7 protein-coding genes are annotated in these 19,774 nt (G+C 35.3%); 3 read left to right on the top strand and 4 right to left on the bottom strand.

The genetic code is table 11. The features are described 5' to 3' along the window. Positions 1–573: 573 nt before the first annotated feature. Positions 574–819 (top strand): hypothetical protein, encoded by a 246-nt coding sequence (locus tag B0A81_RS17565; protein WP_073075590.1) that lies wholly within the window; start codon positions 574–576, stop codon positions 817–819. Between the two features lie 380 nt (positions 820–1,199). On the opposite strand, the gene B0A81_RS17560 is transcribed toward B0A81_RS17565, so the two are convergent. Next, positions 1,200–1,526: a hypothetical protein gene (locus B0A81_RS17560; protein WP_073075589.1), complete on the bottom strand. Its 327-nt coding sequence runs from the start codon at positions 1,524–1,526 to the stop codon at positions 1,200–1,202. A 378-nt stretch (positions 1,527–1,904) separates the two neighbouring features. On the opposite strand from B0A81_RS17560, the gene B0A81_RS17555 reads away from it, so the two are divergent. Beyond that, on the top strand, positions 1,905–2,297 hold the full coding sequence (locus tag B0A81_RS17555; RefSeq protein WP_083557688.1) for a plasmid mobilization protein: 393 nt from the start codon (positions 1,905–1,907) through the stop codon (positions 2,295–2,297). Beyond that, positions 2,285–3,529 carry a relaxase/mobilization nuclease domain-containing protein gene (locus tag B0A81_RS17550; protein WP_073075587.1) on the top strand — a complete coding sequence of 415 codons (1,245 nt, stop codon included), beginning with the start codon at positions 2,285–2,287 and terminating at the stop codon, positions 3,527–3,529. The genes B0A81_RS17555 and B0A81_RS17550 overlap by 13 nt, the downstream gene beginning before the upstream one ends. A gap of 409 nt (positions 3,530–3,938) precedes the next feature. Here B0A81_RS17550 and B0A81_RS17545 read toward each other — a convergent pair whose 3' ends face one another. From B0A81_RS17545 to B0A81_RS17535, 3 genes are all read right to left on the bottom strand, one after another. Next, a complete protein-coding gene (locus tag B0A81_RS17545) occupies positions 3,939–5,522 on the bottom strand; it encodes an OmpA family protein (protein WP_073075586.1) in 1,584 nt (527 codons plus the stop codon). Positions 5,523–5,536: 14 nt separating this feature from the next. Further along, positions 5,537–6,442 carry a PorP/SprF family type IX secretion system membrane protein gene (locus tag B0A81_RS17540; protein ID WP_073075585.1) on the bottom strand — a complete coding sequence of 302 codons (906 nt, stop codon included), beginning with the start codon at positions 6,440–6,442 and terminating at the stop codon, positions 5,537–5,539. A gap of 65 nt (positions 6,443–6,507) precedes the next feature. Beyond that, positions 6,508–19,563, bottom strand: a complete 13,056-nt coding sequence (locus B0A81_RS17535; protein ID WP_089059216.1) for a PKD domain-containing protein — start codon at positions 19,561–19,563, stop codon at positions 6,508–6,510. Positions 19,564–19,774: the final 211 nt, after the last annotated feature.

Raw genomic sequence — 19,774 nt, 5'->3', positions numbered from 1 at the left:
ACGGAGTAAAACTTGTCAAAAAAGATTTTTTTTAGTTGTAGTTTGTAAAAGATGGAATTCAAAATGTCTGAGATTCGTGTTTTGAAAAAAAACAGACTATTTTTTTCTATTTTGTTATACAATAGATTTCGACATCCAATTCAAATTACATTTAATAAAAAAGTTTTTTATAGCTCATTTAATTATTTATAATTCTGATGAAACAAAATTACAATAGCCTTTTTGATAACATGTTATCAAAATCCGGCATCAATTTGTCAAAATCCGATATTTTAGTTAAAGTTTTCAAAAAAACATTCTTAAAGTAGAACTGAGCATCAATATGTTCAATAAAAAAATGACTAAGTACTAGGTTTAATTTCTGATAAGTACCTCGCAATTATGATCTTGCCCCTAATGAAAAACAAACTGAAATAGTAAAAAAAGATGTTGTAGTTTCAGTTAATAAAAGAACAAAAATTGATCCTCTGCTTATCTAGGACGCAAGTTGATGGACACAAACAGACTTTTTGTCTCTTTTTTGTTTTGGAATACTATTTGATTTACATCAAAGAACTACCAAAAACTGACACCATGGATAAAACTATAAAACTCCGAGTAAAAAAAGAAATTGACAGAAGTAACGAGCTTAAAGTATTGAAACTAAAAGGCTCTTTAATCACAAAAGGCTACACTGAAATTATTCACATTGCAGATGAAAATGAAGATTTTTATCTCAACTCCTTTTCAACTTCTGTTGAACACAAAAAAGAAGCGGAAGATTTTGTATTGGATTATATCTTTGTTAATAATCTAACTGACACAATTACTTTACTGTAAAGAGATAATTTCAGATTGCATTTATGTTTTAAGAACATCCACAAAAACCTTCATAAAAACATTCAGAATTTTGCGGATTATAAAAGTCATATTGTTTGAAAAAGTACACTTCTTCTTTTGTTATTTTTTCATTGGCTTTAAGAAGCGTACACTTTCAAAAGACTTTTTAAAACTTTTCAAAAAAGAATAAAAAGCAAGCGAATTTATTGGACATCGGCAAACGAAGTGCACATAATGACACGCCTCGTTCCTCGCCTTGTCACCCTTCGGGACTTATAGCACTTCCTTTGCCTGGCTGTCCCATTTTTAGATTGCTTTCTTTTTCCCTTTTCTTTTGAAAAATTTCATTAAAGGATATAGAATTTATTTATATTAGATATCTAGCTGTTTGAAAATGCTTTCAATTTTATTTGCTCCTTAAGTCCTAAAAAATCCTTAGAAAAATACATCCCAAGTAAGTATCGACATTCATCCCAGTTAACAAATTTTGATTGTATTTTTTTATTCTGATTTTCTCCGTAAATGAAAAACAGATTTAAGTCTTTATGAATTTCAAGAACATACTCCTTGTCATTATGTCCAACCCAAAAAGTACCGTGTTCTTTGCCAATTTTAATTATTTCTTCAATTGTAACATTAGTATCTTCAATTGTTGCGTTATCAACTGATTCTCCCCAACCTTTCTCTATCCAAAATTCTGTAGTCATATTTATCATTTTAAAATCTCATCAAAATTATTTAAATATATAAACTATATACTAAAGTTTATTATAAATCAGCTTGATAGATTGCACATATTTTGTCTACTTAAATTTCTTCTAAAAAGTACTTATAGGAACAAAAAAACAGTATTTCCGCTAATCAAACCAACTCGTGTCATGGACAAAATATGTCCATCATAGTCTAATCTCAAATATTCTATTTAATTTAGTATATACCTTTTAAAGGTCTAAAAGATTGCCACGTTCCTGCAATCAGCAAGATGAACGGTTGTTTAACAACCGCCTATCTTGCCACCCATTGCCTCGGAACTCGACCGTGGAGAAACTTAAAAGAAAAGAGTTTGATAACAATGAAAATGAAAGATGATGAAAAGAGAAAATTCAAACAGAACACGAATCGTGGGACTGCGATTCACTCCTTTGGAGTATGCTGAACTGGAAAAAAGATTCAGAGCAAGCACCTGCAGAAAATTAAGTGACCACATCAGAAGCCACTTATTCAACAAACCAATTGTTTCCACCTACAGAAACCAGTCTTTAGACGAACTGATGGAAGAGACTGCCGTACTTACTTCCGAATTACGGGCAATCGGCAACAATATCAATCAGATTGCCAGAAAGATAAACACGCTCAAAACGGTTCCCGATTTCAAAGGGTATCTTTATCTGTTCGAGATCCAGAGAAAAAGACTTTTTGATAAAATGGAAGAGGTCTCAGGCCACACCCAGAAAATAGCAGAAAAATGGTTGCAGTGATAAAAACAAGCTCGTCCATAAGAAGCATTCTGAATTACAACGAAAATAAAGTTGAGATCGGAAAAGCGGAATGCATAAGTGCTGTGAATTATCCTCTTGAACTGGAAAAACTGAGTTTCACTTCAAAATTAAACCGCTTTCTAAAACTGGCGGAGCTCAATACCAATGCGAAACGGAATACAGTGCATATCTCGCTGAACTTTGATCCTTCGGAGAATCATTCGAAAGAAAAACTGGTTGAAATTGCAGACACCTATATGGAAAAACTGGGATTCGGCAGACAGCCTTATCTGGTCTATCAGCATTATGATGCAGGACATCCGCACTGCCATATAGTGACAAACAACATTCAGAGAGACGGAAAAAGAATTGATCTGCATTTATTAGGGATCAGAAAATCAGAACCTGCCCGAAAAGAAATTGAAGAAATGTTCGGACTTGTAAAAGCCGACGGAAGAAAACAGAAAGAACAATTTTCGTTAAATCCGATAGATGTCAGCAGAGTCCAATACGGAAAAGCAGAGTCCAAAAAGGCGATCAATTCAATTTTAAGCAAGGTTTTATTTGACTATAAATACTCAAGCCTGCCTGAACTCAATGCGGTTTTAAACCTCTATAATGTACATGCTGACAGAGGAAGCGAGGAATCAAGAGTTTTTAAAAACAACGGACTTCTCTATAAAATACTTGATGAAAATTCAAAACCGATCGGCGTGCCGATAAAAGCCAGTGAATTCTACAGCAGACCCACCTTAAAATTTCTGGAGGAAAAATTCAGGGTAAATGAAACAAAGAAAGAATACTGCAAAAGCCACGTTAAAAATGCTTTGAGACACGCTTTCTCTGATGAAAGAATGACTTCTGTCGAGAGATTATCCGAAAGGCTCAAAGATGAAGCCATTCATACTATTTTAAGAAAAAGCAGTGAGGGAAAACTTTATGGAATTACTTTTATCGACTTTAAAACACAGTCGGTTGTCAATGGAAGCAGTCAAGGAAAAGAATTCAGTGCAAAAGGGATTCAGGAAACTTGTGCAATGAATATTCTTGCCCTTGAAAGAAAATATCAAAGTAGTCTTTCAACTGCTTCTGAAAATTTTCAAAATATTGAATTAAAAGAGTATGTGAAAAAAAATCTGGCAGATATACTGCTACGTGGAGAAAAAGTAAATGAATATGTTTCAAAACAATTTAAACAAAAAAAGAAAAAGAGGCTTTTTAAAGGAATCTAAAAATGATTAAGGGTGCATTTTGCACCCTTAACTATGTCTCTAATTTTAGTTTTCAAATCCACTTTATTCTCATGACCTAATTTGCAGCATAAATCTAAGGTAAAAGCATTTTAGCGTTTATTAAAAGGTAAAAAAACAAAGAGACGACCAAAAAGGTCGTCTCTCAAATATCTAATGCATTATAAAATTAGATTTTTTCAGTTAATTATATTACTATTTTATATCAAACACTTAATCTGAAACATTACCTAAATTATTCTATTTATCATGAATCATATTTACAACTTTACCAGTTTTTGCATCTAATGCAATTTGGAAAGTTCCTCCAAATTTAGGAATATTTGGATATAGAATTTTTTTCCCTAAAAATATGTATCGATTATTTAAGAAATAGTCAATATAAAATACTTTACTTTATTACCTCAGGATTCACAATTACAAATTCTGTTCTTCTGTTTAATTGGTGGTCATCTTCTGAGCAATTTACACCGTTTGAACATTTATTGACCAATTCCGTTTCACCAAAACCTTCAGCTTTAATTCTAGATGGATCAATTCCCTGTCTAACAATCCAATTCTTAGAAGATCTTGCTCTTCTTGTAGACAGAGACCAGTTGTAAGCATCGCGTGCTCTACTATCTGTATGTGATCCTAAATTAATTTTCAGTTCTGGATATTTCTGCATAATTCTCACCACGCGTTCCAATTCCAATTCTGCATCTGGTCGGATATATGATTTATCCAAATCAAAATATATCGGATTAATTTTAATCATTAGTTTACCTCTTACATAAACAAATTCACTAGAACCCAAATCCAGATTAAGAGCCAGTTCCAAATTAGCTTCATTTGTAGATGCAAATGTCTTTTCGTCCATATCATAATAATCCTTTACAGCAGTAACTTTATATGAAGAATCGCAATTTACTTTAAAATTAAAAACAGCAAATTTATCTGCAATTGTGCTTTCTACTTTAGTACCGTTTGCATCATACAAAGTTACTAAAGCCCCTGGCAAAAGTGCCTCTGATTCTTTTTCGCGAACAGTTCCTTGAACGAATTGCTTACATTTTGCAGCAATCGGATTAACTAATTCTTCGAAAAAGTAAATATCATCATCTCCTTTTCCGCCTTCTCTGTTAGAAGAAAAGTGACCTATTTTTTTTCCGCTTTGAAAAACCAAAGAGAAATCGTCCTTTGCACTGTTTATTGGAAAACCTAAGTTTACAGCTTCTCCAATTCCTTTTTTATCCTGAACTTCTATTGCATAAATATCTAAACCTCCATTTCCGTCTTTTTTACCATCTGAAGAATAATAAAGCACATTATCAGCATCAATATGAGGAAACATTTCGCTTTTTACTGTATTCACTTCTGGTCCTAAATTATAAGGTTCGCTATAAGTGCCATCCTTATTAATATCTACAGCCCAAATATCAGTAAGTCCCATAGAGCCTGGTCTGTTTGATGTAAAATACAACTTGTTATCATTAGCATTTAATGACGGATGTCCCGTATCAAACTGATCGCTATTAAATGGCAGTTTTGTTATATTTTTCCAATTTCCTTCAGCATCAATATCGGCTTTATATAATTGAATTAAAACCCAGCCTTTATCGTCTGTCTTATACTTTTTGCTGTTGTAGTTATCTCTTGAAAAATAAACAGTTTTTAAATCTTTTGTAAAAGTTACATTAGATTCATGCATCTTAGTATTCAGATCTTTTGAAAACAATTCAGACCCTGTAAATTCGCCTGTATTGGTAACAGTTGCTTTGTATAAATCTAAAAATGGCTGGCTGTTTAAATACCATTTTCTATTTCTGGATTGTTTAGTCTTTTTTGATGATGCATAAATTGCAGTGTTTTCACCATAATAAGTTACACCAAAATCAGAATATTTAGTATTAGCATCTATATTTTTGATATTGTAATTTTGAGAATAAACGCCAGCTCCAAATAACAATACTATAATTAAAGTAATTTTTTTCATATCTTATTTTTTATCTAGAAGAATCGAGGGCTTTTTATTTTTTTCTTATACAAATCAAATAATATCATAATCTCGTGAGATCCTGAATTAAACACTCCGTAATTAGAAGTTGTATAATCGTAAGCATATCCAATTCTCATTCCCTGGCTTATATTATATCCTATCATAGCACTTACAGAGTCGTCTAATCTCATTGAAAGTCCAAATTCTACTTTTTCCTGCACCAACAAGTTTAAAGACAAATCAATTGAAAGAGGTGCTCCAGATGCTGCTTTTAACATTGTTGAAGGTTTCAGCTTTAAGTTTTCATCCAAATCAAACACATATCCAGATGTAAGGAAAATATGTGCCTTTTCTGAAGCTGAAGAATAGATTCCGTTTTTCTGGTCTAAATATCTTGATTCAATAAAATTCGGTACAGATAAACCAGCATAAAAACGCTCATTATAGTACATTACACCCACACCAAAATTAGGTGCAACCTGGCTTATTGGTGCATTTAACGGATCTGGATCTACCGTAGTAAATTCTCTAATATTCAAAAATGTTGCTCCAGCTTTAATACCAAATGCTAATTTATCTTCTTCAGAAAGATTTAAAGTATACGAGAAATCAACATATGCATTATCTTCTTTTACAGGTCCAATTTCATCATGAATAACAGAGAATCCTAATCCAACATTCTTACCAACAGGGCCATTTATAGATAATGTTGCAGTTTGAGGCGCACCATCTACTCCTACCCATTGCGTTCTTCCTAGAATACCAATACTTGTAAATCCTTTAGAACCCGCATAAGCTGGATTTATAATATTCATGTTATACATATATTGTGTATACTGAGGATCTTGTTGAGCAAAAACAGTACTAGCGGAAAATATCAAAACAAAAAATCCAATTAGTATTTTAATTTTTTTCATAAAAATGAGTTTAATTTTTGAAAGGAGAGAAGATTTTTAACCTCTTCTCTCCTTAAAGAATAGTTTTATTTTTTTAAATATACCCAGCCCGTTTGTGGCTTTCTTTCGTTATTGTTGAAGTGAATAGTATAGAAATAAGTTCCAGCTGGAAGCGTCTCTCCAGAGACATTAAGTCTTCCTGTTGAGTGACCATCCCACCACAATGGAGTCGTAAATTTGTCTCCATTATGTTTGTACTTGTACACAAGGTTTCCGTATCTATTTACAATCTCCATACTAAAGTTTGGATACAATACTTGTAAATGTTCTATTTCAAAAACATCATTTATACCATCACCGTTTGGAGTGAATCCTTCTGGGATGTTTAAAGGAACTGTAGGCTCTAATGTCACAGCATCTTGATCGTCTTCCTGTAATTTATTATTTCCAGGAGTAGAATCGATATCGGTTTCATTTGCTGCAATCACTTCCGCAACATTGGTAAAATCACCTGCTGGCAATACATAAGCTGTTACTTTTAATGTTTCTATTGCATTGATATCGATGTTACCTACGTTCCAGATTCCTGTAACAGCATCATAATTTCCAATTGTTGTAGTGGCACTTAAGAATTTGAATCCTGACGGAAGTAAATCTTTCACCACCACACCAGTTCCTCTGCTCGGCCCTTTGTTTGATAATGTTATCATAAATTCAACATTCGTTTCAGCAATTGGTTTTAAGATATCTGCCTCTTTAGTCAATTCTAAATCTATTACAGCTAGCGGTGCTGCAGTGATACAACTTTGATTGTTAGCTGGATCTATATCTGTTTGGTGCATTGCTTTTATGCTCGCACAATTTTGATAGTTTCCAGATTCATTAACAATAACATCAACAATCAAAATCTCCGTTTCTCCGTTTAGTATCTTACCTACTTTCCAGTCTCCTGTTACATAATCATAAACTCCTCTTGTAGAACTATAATTAACGAACGTATAACCTGAAGGAAGTACATCTGATAACACAACACCTGTTGCATCTATATCTCCATTGTTTGTTAATAGAATCTCGAATGAAATCTCAGAATTTACTTTTGGATTCATAGTATTCTTCAAGATCGTCTTCACAACAGCTAAGTCCACCGATTGATTAGGCGCTGCCGCAGCACAAGCATAATCATCTTCTAAATCATTTCCATTACCTGGAGTAGAATCAATATCTGGTTCATTTGCTTTAGTAATTTCTGCACAGTTCATGTAATTTCCATTATCTAGAACTCTCACATCTACTAATAAAACTGCTGTGTTTCCAGGTTCTACAAAACCTACTTTCCAAAGACCTGTTGAAGGACTGTATGTTCCAATAGTTGAACTATAGTTGATAAATTTATATCCAGAAGGAATTAAATCTACTACTTCTACTCCTGTTGCTTTTGTAGGTCCGTCGTTCATCACTCTAATTTCAAAAGTGATTACATCGCCTACAGCAGGATTTGTAACATTACCTACAATTTCTTTTGATAAACTCAAGTCTATGTATGCAGTTGGTACAATAGCCACACTGCCAATGTTATTTGTCGGATTAGAATCTGCCTGATCCGCTTTTACTGCACTAGTTGTATTGGTAATTGTTGTACCATAAGTTCTAGCATTTACCGTTGCATCAATTGTAAGGGTTGCAACAGCACCATTTACTAGATTACCAATTGTCCATAATCCAGAACCGTTGTTATAATTTCCTGCTGAAACTACATCACTTACATAAGTAACTCCTACAGGTAATTTATCTACCAAACTTACATTGGTTGCATCACTAGCTCCGTTATTCGTTACTCTAATAGTATAACGAATCGTTTCTCCTTCATTTGGCGTAGCATTGTTTACTGTTTTAACAACTGCTAAATCTAAGTTGGTAACCGTTATTGTTTCGGTTGGATCATCAGGAGTTCTGTTTGTATCAAACTGATCCTGCGTATTAGATACTGTATTTACTAATACATTACCTCCTTGATCTAAACCAACAATCGCTTTAATTTCAATAGATCCTTCTTCGCCTGGCTGTAATGTACCTACTGTCCAGTTTGGAGTTGTCCACACTCCTTTTCCTGGAGTAGCTGAAACAAACGTTAAACCAGCTGGCAAATCATCTTTTACAACTAAATTCGTTACTAATGTTGTTCCTTTATTTGTTACAGTAACGGTATATGTTACGGTTTCTCCAATGTTAGGCGTACTATTGTTTACTACTTTAGTCAATACAACATCGGCACCATTTTGAACTATGATAGTTTCTATTAAATCATCTCCAGCAGTTGTTGGATCTGATTGATCTCCTTTAGCAGCAGTCGTTGTGTTTCCAATCGTTTTACCTGCTGATCCAGAATCAATTAACACATTAATATCTAAAACTTTAGTTGCTCCGTTTGCAAGATCTCCTATTGTCCAGATACCAGAACCATAATTATAATCTGCTCCCTGATTGTTGCTTACATAAGTAACTCCAATTGGAAGAATGTCTGTTAAACGAACTCCCGTTGCATCACTTGGACCGTTATTAGTAACTCTAATGCTGTAAGTAATCGTTTCACCTTCACTAGGATTTGATTTACTTACCTTTTTTTCAGTTACTAAATCTGAACTTGTCACAATAATTGGCTCTGTTAGATCATCTCCTACAGTTGTTGGATCAGATTCATTTCCTGCCGCTGGAGTAACTGTATTTACAATAGGCGTTTGACTAACCGTTCCTGCTGCAGTAACTCTTGCATTGATTAATAATGTTGCAGAAGATCCAATGTTTATGTTTCCAATATTCCACGAACCTCCAGAATATGTATTAATCGTTCCTCCAGTTGCTACATGCGATACATAAGCCAATCCTGCAGGTAAATTATCTGTAAGATTTACTCCTGTCGCCGTACTTGGACCATTATTTACGACAGTAATTGTATACTGTACAATATCTCCCTGATTTGGATTTGATTTATCAACTGTTTTTGTCGTAACCAAATCAACTATTTTCACTGGAACAATTGTCACATCTGACTGATCGATTTCATTCGGAGTGTTGTTTCCGTGAATAATACCATTTGGATCTAATTGATCTACTTTAGTAACCTCAGCAACGTTTGTATAATTTCCTGTTGCATTAATGCTTGCAATTACAGTTAATGTCGATGTTGACGTATTGGTTAAACCTCCTAAATTCCATAAACCATTAGATGCATTATAAGTTCCACTGCTTGGCGTTGCGCTCACAAAAGTGTAACCGCTTGGCAGTTTATCTACAATGTTTATTCCTGTAGCATCACTTGGTCCGTTATTTACTGCTGTAATTAAAAACTCAACATTATCTCTTATTCTATGAGGAGCTGCTGTTACAATTGCTTTCGTAAGTGCTATCTCTGCTAGTGCGTTTACAGTATCAATATCCGTTTGAGTATTATTACTACTATTTGGATCCTGAACAGTCGATGTTGCACTTGCTGTATTTACAATCTGATCAGTATAGCTGCTTGGAACTGCAATTGTTACAGTATATGTAACCGTTTCGCCCACATTTAAACTGCTAATTGTTGCATTACCAGCGTTTATATCTCCAATACCATTTGCATTTGGAAGTATTGTACCTCCTGTACCAACAGCCGTCCATGTTGTAACAGCCTCCAAAATTGGATCTGTAATATCATCAAGCACTACTATATTTGTCGCTACCGATGGTCCATTATTTTTAACTGTTATCGTATAAACACTGTTTGTTCCAGGAACATACTTCTCTTTATTATCTGTTTTAGTAACAACCAAGTCTGCTTGAGGTATAACTCTAATTGTTATTAAGCTGTTATTTGAAACATTACCTTCATTATCTCTAATGTTATAATTGATTGGAGTTGGATCTATAATAAAACCAGAATTTGGTGTAAATGTCACTCTTCCGGTTACTAAATCTACATTCCATCTTCCTTCTCCAGGAATTGTTATGCTTGTAATATCTCCCGTTGGATCCTGAACAATGTTGATTCCGTTTCCTGGATTAACCAAACTTACTGTTGTTGGATCAACTAAATCTCCTGTTGTATCATTAGCTGTTACATCAACAACTACTGGTGTATTAATTGGATTTCCTATCGATAAATCAGGTGAAGTGATTGGAGCATAATCTATTGTGATGGTCGCTGCATTCGAATTATTTCCTTGATTATCTTTTATGGTATAATTAATTACCGGTGGATCAATTGTGTATCCTGTCTCTGGAGTAAATGTTACATTTCCAGCTGCATCTGCAATCCAACTTCCAACTCCTACTACAGAAACTTCTCTAGGAGATACCTGAATTCCTCCAAAGACACTTGATGCATCCAGTTCTACTGTCGATACATCTACTGTGTCTCCTGCAGTATCATTTCCAGAAACATTTAACGCAACTGGTGAACCTGGAGTTCCCGGTGTTGTATTTCTATCATTGGCTGCAACTGGTACATAATCTATAGTTACCCTTGCATTATTAGATATATTGCCATCATTATCTTTTACATTATACTGAATATGCGTTGGATCTTTATGGAATGTTGGTAATGGCGTAAATGTAATTGCACCAGTTACTGGATTAACACTCCATTTTCCTTCATTCGGAACATCAAAACTTGTAATTCCTTTTGAATCTGTTACGATAGCAGTTGCTCCCGTTGGACTCAACAAACGAACCGTTGATGGATCTATAGTTCCATCTGGATCTGCGTCTACACCAGAACCATTGTTTGCTAATGGATTTACTGTTACTGCCGTATTTACAGGGTTTCCACTGCTTAAATCATTATAAGCTATTGGTGCTTGCATCACATACGTTACTGTTATAGTCGCAGTGTCACTTAAGCCCGTTTGTGTTTCTGTTAATTTATATTCTAATGGCGTTGGATCTGATGTAAATCCTGCCTGTGGAGTAAATACAATTAAACCAGTTGCTGGATCATAATTCCATGTACCTTCTCCCGGTACTATAATTGTTGTTTCTACTCCAGTTGTATTAGGATTTAAATCAACAATAGTATTTGCAGGAGTCGTTAGAGTTCCATCTCCTAATCTATCATTTGTTAGAATATTTAATGGAGTTGATGGCTGATTTGTTGTATTACCATTACTAATATCATTTGAAGCAATTGGCGGTAAACTAACCACAATCGTTTCCTCTAGGTCGTCTCCAACTGTTGTAGGATCTGTTTGATCTCCTTTAGCAGCAGTTGTTCTATTAATAATAGTTAAACCTTTAGTACCCTCATTTACTTTTGCTGTAATTTCTAAAGTAGCCGTACCATTAACTGCCAAGTTTCCAATAGTCCATACACCAGACGCATAGTTATAAACTCCAGCAGTAACTGTATGACTTTCATACGTTAAACCTGCGGGAAGAATATCTGTTAAACTAACACCTGTAGCACTAGTTGGACCACCATTATTTGTAACCACAATACTATATCTAATAGTATCTCCTTCATTTGGTCTTGATGCAGAAATACCTGTTACAGCAACGGCCGAAACTGTTTTTACTGTAACTAAATCTGATACATTAACCGGAGTAACCACTACAGAACTTTGATCATTTTCTTGTGGATTATTATTTCCTGGTATTGAATTAGGATCAAATTGATCTGCACCTGTTACTTCTGCTACATTGTTATAATTTCCTGTAGCTAATACTCTTGCAGTAATGGTTAAAGTAGCACTCGCACCATTTGCTAAATTTCCAACTGACCATCCACCAGAATTAGAATCATAAGTTCCTACTGGAGATGTTGCACTCACAAAAGAATATCCAGATGGCAATCTATCTGTAACTACAACTCCTGTTGCATTACTTGGTCCATTATTGGTAACTACAATAGTAAATACTGCATTTTCACCAACATTAGGAGATGCATTTGCTACTGTTTTTAACAAACTTAAATCCGAAATTGCTCTTGGAGTACTAGAAACTTCACTCGTATTATCAGTAATATTTCCATCAGTTTCAATACTCGTTGCTGTAGCTGTATTAAGGTAATTACCTGTTGGATTCACAGTAGCAGAAATGTTTAAAGTTCTTCTCGCTCCGTTTGCTAAATTACCTATTGTCCAGTTTCCAGAAACATTATCGTAGTTTCCTGCTGCATCATCACTTACCCAAGTATAACCGTTAGGTAATCTATCATTCACAACCACATTTGTAGCATCACTTGGGCCATTATTTACAACATCAATTGTAAATACCACTGTAGACCCTACGTCTGGAGTTGCATTATTTATTCTTTTCACCACTGCAAGATTTACTAATGCAGATGGTGCTGTAGTTACTGTTGAAAAATCATCTCCAGTTCCGTCATTTGGTGTAGAATCTGGATCTGGCTGATCACTTGCAATTACTTCTGCATTATTTACATAAATACCGTTCTTTAAAACTTTTGCAGTAATCTGAATTGTTTCTGTTGTATTGGTAGCAATTGGTCTCGAAACCGTCCAATCTCCTGTTGCTCTATTATACATTCCTGCAGTCGGAACTGCATTGACGAATTCATAACCAGAAGGAAGCAAATCTCTTACAACAACACCAGTAGCATTGCTAGGACCTGCATTTGAGACAGCAATTGTAAACACAACATTATTGCCTACTACTGGAGCTGCCACATCAACAATCTTATTTACCGATAAATCAGCAATTTGTCTAGGAGTTACAATTACTTCACTTTGGTCGTCTTCTGTAGAATCATTGTTTCCTGGAGTAGAATCGCTATCTACTTCATTAAGTCCTGTAACTTCAGCTATGTTATTGTAACTACCCGTTGGCAATACTCTAGCTTGAATGATTAAAGTAGCCGTATTTGTGTTTGCCAGAGTTCCTATTGTCCATGAACCTGACGTATTATTAAAACTTCCAACTGATGCAGTAGCACCAACAAATAAATATCCTGAAGGTAATCTATCTGTAACAATTACTCCTGTCGCATCGCTTGGTCCAGCATTACTAACGTTAATAGTAAAAGTTACAACATCATTAACATTAGGTGTAGCGCTATTAACTAATTTTGTCAAGCTCAAATCTACTAACGGACCACGAGATACAGTTACCTGATCTTGATCATCTTCACCTAAAACATTATTGCCTGGTGTTGAATTTACATCAGTTTCATTAGCCTGCATAACTTCAGCAACATTTGTATAATCTCCTAAAGCATTAACTCTAGCAGTAACAGTTAAAACTGCTGAATTTGCATTTGCAATTGTTCCGATAACCCAAGATCCTGTTAGATTATCATACGTTCCGTTTGAAGCTACTGCACTAACAAAAGTATAACCACTAGGAAGCTGATCTCTAACTTGTACTCCTGTTGCACTACTTGGTCCTGCATTTGATACTCTTACAGTAAATACCACATTTGATCCCGCTGAAGGACTAATATTATCTACTGATTTGGTTAATGATAAATTAATTAAAGCTGTCGGAACAGTAGTTACAGTTGAAGTATTATTAGCTGTATTCGGATCTGTTACACCACTTGCTGTTACCCTTGCTATATTTCTATATTCATTAGCAGTTCCTGTTATTGGATTTACTTTAACTAAAATATCTAAATATTCTGTTTTTCCATTTGGCACAAATCCTGAAAGTATCCAATTTCCTGAAGTTGCATTATAAGCTCCAGAAGTTGATGTATAGCTTACAAAAGTATAACCTGAAGACAATAAATCATTTACAACAACTCCCGTTGCATCACTTGGTCCAGCATTTCTTAATGCGATGGTGAATTTAATATTATCACCTACTCTTGGTGCTGTAACATCTACACTCTTCGTAACTACCAAGTCTGCTAACTGATTTGGTGTAATAATCACTTGCTGTTGATCATCCTCTGCTGCATTATTATTTCCAGGTGTCGAATTAGGGTCAAATTCATTAGAATGAACTACTTCGGCAACGTTTCTATAATTACCAGTTGCATTTATTCTAGCTGTAACAGTTAACACTGCTGAATTACCGTTAGCTATAGTTCCGATATTCCAAGATCCAGAAGCATTATTATATGTTGTAGTTCCTGAAACTGTGTGACTCAAATAAGTAAATCCTGTAGGCAAATAATCTAGTACATTTACAGCAGTTGCAGAACTTGGCCCAGCATTACTAACTGTTACCGTAAAAGTAACGTTACCGCCAACATTATGTGGAGCAGCGCTTGCAGTTTTTGTTAAACTTAAATTTGCAATTGCTCTTGGTGTACTAGAAATGCTACTTATATCATTATTAGTGTTAGTGTCTGTTTCAGTACTCGTTACTCTAGCTGTATTAACATAATTTCCAGTTGGATTTACGCTAGCCGTAATGGTTAAAGTAGCTCTTGCTCCATTTGCTAGAGTACCTATAGCCCATTGACCATTCGCCAAAGTATAGGCGCCCGTAATTGTACTAGCATTATTGAAAGTATAACCATCTGGCAAAAGATCAGTTACTAAAACTCCAGTAGCAGTGCTCGGACCGTTATTTACAACTTGAATCGTAAATTGGACATTAGTTCCCACGTCCGGAGTAGCATTATTTATTTGTTTCGTTATCGCTAAGTCAACATTTTGTGTTGGAGTAAGCGTTAAAGAATCTTGATCATCCTCTGAAGGATTATTATTATTTGGGGTTGAATTTGGATCAACTTGATCACTTGCTGTTATTTGAGCTGTATTTGTATATTCATTAGATGTTCCTGTAGCTGCATTTACTCTAGCTCTATAAGTTAGATTTAAAGTAGCTCCATTTGCAACTGATAATCCAGACCAGTTTATTGCATTTCCTCCTGCATTAAAATTACCTTGGTTAGAAACACTTCCTGTAACCAAAGAAAAACCAGCTGGTAAATTATCTCTTACCGCAATTCCAGTAGCATCACGATTTCCGTTATTTCTAACAGCAACTGTAAAAGTTACAATATCTCCAACTCTTGGTGTGGTAATATTTGCTGTTTTAACTAGGCTTAAATCTGTCTGACCAACTAATGTAATTTCTACAGTATCAGAATCAACAGCGCATGAACCATTAGAAACGGTATATTTAAACACATATTTACCCGGAACCGTTCCTGCAATTTGTGTCGTTGGGCTATTAACATCTAAAATAACTGGATTATTAGGTCCTGATACAAATGACCATGTACCTGTATTTGGCGCAGGATTTGTTGCAGCCATTGTAACAGTACTATATTCTCCTAATGTTTGGTCTGGACCAGCATTTACAGATGCAATTGCTGGGTTGATAGTAACCAGCATAGTATCTTCTAAATTACATCCTCCTCCATTAGAACTTGACCATTTAAATTCGTATGTTCCATTTGTTAAACCAGATACAGTAGCTTGAGCACTAAATCTATTAGAAAAAATAGCTGTTGATGGCCCTGAAACTTGACTCCATGTTCCTGTTCCAGGATTAACAGGGTTAGCATTCATTACCGCACTCGTAGCGTTGCATAAATTCTGATCTGGACCTGCATTGGCAGGTGTTGGAGGTGCTCCTGTAAATGTAATATTTACAGTATCTGTACTTGAAGTACAGATAGGTCCATTTTTTACTGTCCAAGTAAACGTATAAGTTCCTACTGGCAATAAATATGGGTTTGCAATTGTCAATGTTGATTTTGGATTATTTGGACTATCAATAACAATTCCTCCATTAGATGGATCAGTAGTTAATGTCCAAGTTCCAATTCCTCTTGTTGGTGCTTGTGCATCAAGTTGAGTTGCCAACTGACAAGCACTTTGGTCTGCTCCAGCATTGGCTGTACTTGGAGGCATGTAAGCATTTATTCTAACAACATCACTTAAATTATTACAACTACCATTACTTGCTGTCCATTGAAAAATATATAATCCTTCTGTTAGGCCGTTAACTGCTGTAGTATTTGAGTTTGGTGTTGCTATTGTTCCTCCAGTTGGTCCACTTACTTTAGTCCATGTACCAGTTCCAGAAGCAATAGTATTACCACTTAAAAAAATTGAAGTACCTCCAGATAAACAAATATCTTGGTCAACTCCTGCATTAGGTGTTGTTGGTAAAGCACTATTTGTAACAGTCATAGTGTCTGTCGTAGGTCCACAACTTCCTGAACCTGCTACACTATATTGAAACGTATAGTTATTTCCTGGCACAATCGAAGCTCTAGCTGTAGATGATGAAAGTGGTGTAATTGTTGCACCAGTTCCAGAAGTTACAGTCCAAGTACCTGTAGATCCTTTTGTACCTTGTAAAATAATTTCAGTTGCATTACATAACGTTTGATCAGGACCAGCATCTGCAGGAGCAGTTACATTTAATGTTAAATCATCTGTTGAAGTAGCGCAAGCAGGTCCATTTGTACTAGACCATCTCAACACATAAGTTCCAGTTGTAAGTCCTGAAACTGAAGTTGTACCACTATTTACATTCGCAAAAGTTGGATTATTTGGCCCTGAAACAACCGACCAAGTTCCTACTCCTGCTGTTATTGTGTTTCCTGTTAAATTCGCTGTTGTAGTACAAACAGATAATGGTGAATTCGTAACTACCGCTGTAGTTGGCGGTAAGCTAACTTTAAAACTCACATTACTTGATGCAGTATCACATGTACCTCTATTAACTACCCAACTAAAAACGTAATTTCCAGGAGCTAAGTTACTAAACACAGCTCTTGGGTCATTTATATTAGAAACTGTCCAAAAACTATTTCCTGAAACCTGAACCCAAGTTCCTGTTAAACCTGCTGTAAGTGTATTTGCGTTCATGGTAACACTATTACCTAAACTATCTGTACAAACATCTTGATTAGCTCCAGCAGTAGAAGTTGGTTCTGGAGCAATGGTAAGACTTGTAGTATCTGAAAAAGTAGAACATGAAGGCTCAGTTGTGGAAGTAGTCCATCTAAACTGATAAACACCATCTACTAATCCTGTTATATTAGCATTTGCACTATTAACATTGCTAAAATTAACTGTATTCGGCCCCGAAACTTGAGTCCAAGTTCCCGTACCTACTGCAGGTGCTGTCGCAGATAATGTCGCAGTAGTTGTTCCTGCAGGAAAACATCTGTCTGCTCCAGCTTCTGCCGGAGAAGGAGAAAATGTAGACGTAGTATTTATAACAACATCACTAGATGCTGGAGCACAATCTGATGCGGCACTTGTCACAGTCCATCTAAAAGTATAAGAACTGCCTGGTGCCATTCCGTTAACATAAGTTTGCGGACTTGTTGAATTTACAATTGAAACTCCTGGAGTACCTCCAACTTGTGTCCATTGTCCAGTTTGCCCTTCTACCAATGCAGCCGCATCCAGAAAATAACTTCCCGCACATACCGTTACAGGTGTTGTTCCTGCATCTGTTGTAGGCGACTCCGATACTGTAATTGATGTTTCGCTAAAAGTATCAACAGCGTTTGTTCCCCCTGTGATATTCCATCTAAAAACATATACACCCTCAGCTAAACCACTTACATTAGGGTTGTAATTATTAATATTATCAAAAATAGCTGTGTTAGGCCCGCTTACTTGCGACCAGTATCCAGACAATCCAGATGTTGCCATCAAAGCAGGATTATTACCTGATAATTGTGTGGTTTTAATTCCACAAAGTAAAGCCACTCTAGTACCAGCATTTGATGGTTCAGGGCTTCTAGAAACAACAACATTCAGATCAGCAAATGCCTCAGAACAGCCTGTAGCAAAACTACCGCTTGTGTATCTTCTTACTCTAAATGTATAAGTTCCAGGTAAGGATAATCCCGAAAAAGTAAAATTGTTTCCATTAAAACCTCCTGTAGCTGCTACGGGACCATTAACAAAAATAGCCTCGCTAGCATTACCATCTGTATAACTCATTACTACACTTCCTGAAGTATTGTTAACAGGTAAAACAACAGTACTTTGTCCATTATTTAAAATAAGACTTGTCGGACTATTAACATAATTTACAGTAAAAGTTGATTGTGTTTCACAATTTGGATTAACTGCACTATTTCCTTTTATTTTATAGATAAAAGTATATGATTGATTACTACTAAAATTTAATCCTGTGATTCGTGTAGTTGGACTATTTGGAGAAACAATAGTTGCTCCTGAATTTGTAGTCCATTCAACCGTTTCTCCAGCATACAAGGGAGTATTTCCTTGTAAAATTGTTGAAGTAATTGAACTATCGCAAAAAGATTGTGTATTATTAGTTCCGCCAGCTTGTGTAACATCTTGTGTTGCAGCGGGCACAGTTATAGTTACAGTATCTGAACCAACGGCACACGGCCCTTGAACTGACCATCTGAACACATAAGTTCCTTGCGATAAGTTAGAAACTCTCGCCGTTCTTGTATTACCGTTAGTAATTGTCGGTACAGTAGGACCTGATACAAACGACCATGTTCCTTGCTGAGTTCCAGTTCCATTTCCTCCTACTGATGCTGCTAAGTTTGTGGCTTGTGTAGAAGTATAACATTCTGATAAAGTTTGATCAGGACCAGCATTCGCAATAACTTCACCTCCATAATTGGTTACCGTTATTGAAGAAGTTGATGTACAATCAGCAGAACTAATTACCCAGTTCAATTGTGTAGTACCAGAAGCATTTGTAGCTAATGAGATCGTTGAATTTGGTAAAGTTGGGCTATTTACTATAACACCAGCATTATTTGCACCACTTACTACCCATCTTCCCGTTTCTCCAGGATTTGCGGGAGCATTCGCTGAAAGCCCGTAAGTACCTGGACAACCTTCTATATTTGTTCCCGCTCTTGAAATAGTGATTGGATCAACTGTAAAAGTAACATCTTGATAAACAGAACCTATAGCACAAACTCCCGATATACGAAAAGTATAGGAATTACCTCCAACAATACCTAGAACTGGTGTCACAGCGTTGTTAGGATTTTGAATAACCACTGAAGGACCAGCAATTTGAGTCCATTTAAAACTTACAATATTCCCTCCGGTAACCCCATTTAAAATTAGTGGATCATTAGCACAAATTCTTCTAGAAATACCAGCATTAACAGAACAATCCTGTGCATAGGTGCTTGTGTCAAAAAAAAGAACAGCAAACAGTGCTAAAAAAAAGGAAAGTAAAGTATTAAAATTCGATTTTTTGTGTTTAGACGAGTAGTTTTTTTCCATAAATAATCTTAATAATAATCTTTATTTAAATTCTAATAAATTCATTTAAAACAGATAGTAACAATTAAACTGAAAAGGTTCAGAAGCCCTCTTAACTTTCTAGACCTATAAGTAAAATATTTGTTATTAGTATGAAAGGTGAGTTATGTATTAACAAACCATATCAATTCTATCTTCAAAACAAAATTTATGTGATACCAGAAGCTTTTTT

Source organism: Flavobacterium plurextorum, assembly GCF_002217395.1.
GTDB classification, from domain to species: Bacteria; Bacteroidota; Bacteroidia; order Flavobacteriales; family Flavobacteriaceae; genus Flavobacterium; species Flavobacterium plurextorum.
Note: the sequence above shows the minus strand (reverse complement) of the source record. Positions and strands in the feature narration are given on the sequence as shown.

Excerpts from the sequence above, each read along its gene's own strand:
- B0A81_RS17545 (WP_073075586.1), bottom strand. The coding sequence starts at position 5,522 with ATGAAAAAAATTACTTTAATTATAGTATTGTTATTTGGAGCTGGCGTT.
- B0A81_RS17550 (WP_073075587.1), top strand. The coding sequence starts at position 2,285 with ATGGTTGCAGTGATAAAAACAAGCTCGTCCATAAGAAGCATTCTGAAT.
- B0A81_RS17565 (WP_073075590.1), top strand. The coding sequence starts at position 574 with ATGGATAAAACTATAAAACTCCGAGTAAAAAAAGAAATTGACAGAAGT.
- B0A81_RS17560 (WP_073075589.1), bottom strand. The coding sequence starts at position 1,526 with ATGACTACAGAATTTTGGATAGAGAAAGGTTGGGGAGAATCAGTTGAT.
- B0A81_RS17540 (WP_073075585.1), bottom strand. The coding sequence starts at position 6,442 with ATGAAAAAAATTAAAATACTAATTGGATTTTTTGTTTTGATATTTTCC.
- B0A81_RS17555 (WP_083557688.1), top strand. The coding sequence starts at position 1,905 with ATGATGAAAAGAGAAAATTCAAACAGAACACGAATCGTGGGACTGCGA.
- B0A81_RS17535 (WP_089059216.1), bottom strand. The coding sequence starts at position 19,563 with ATGGAAAAAAACTACTCGTCTAAACACAAAAAATCGAATTTTAATACT.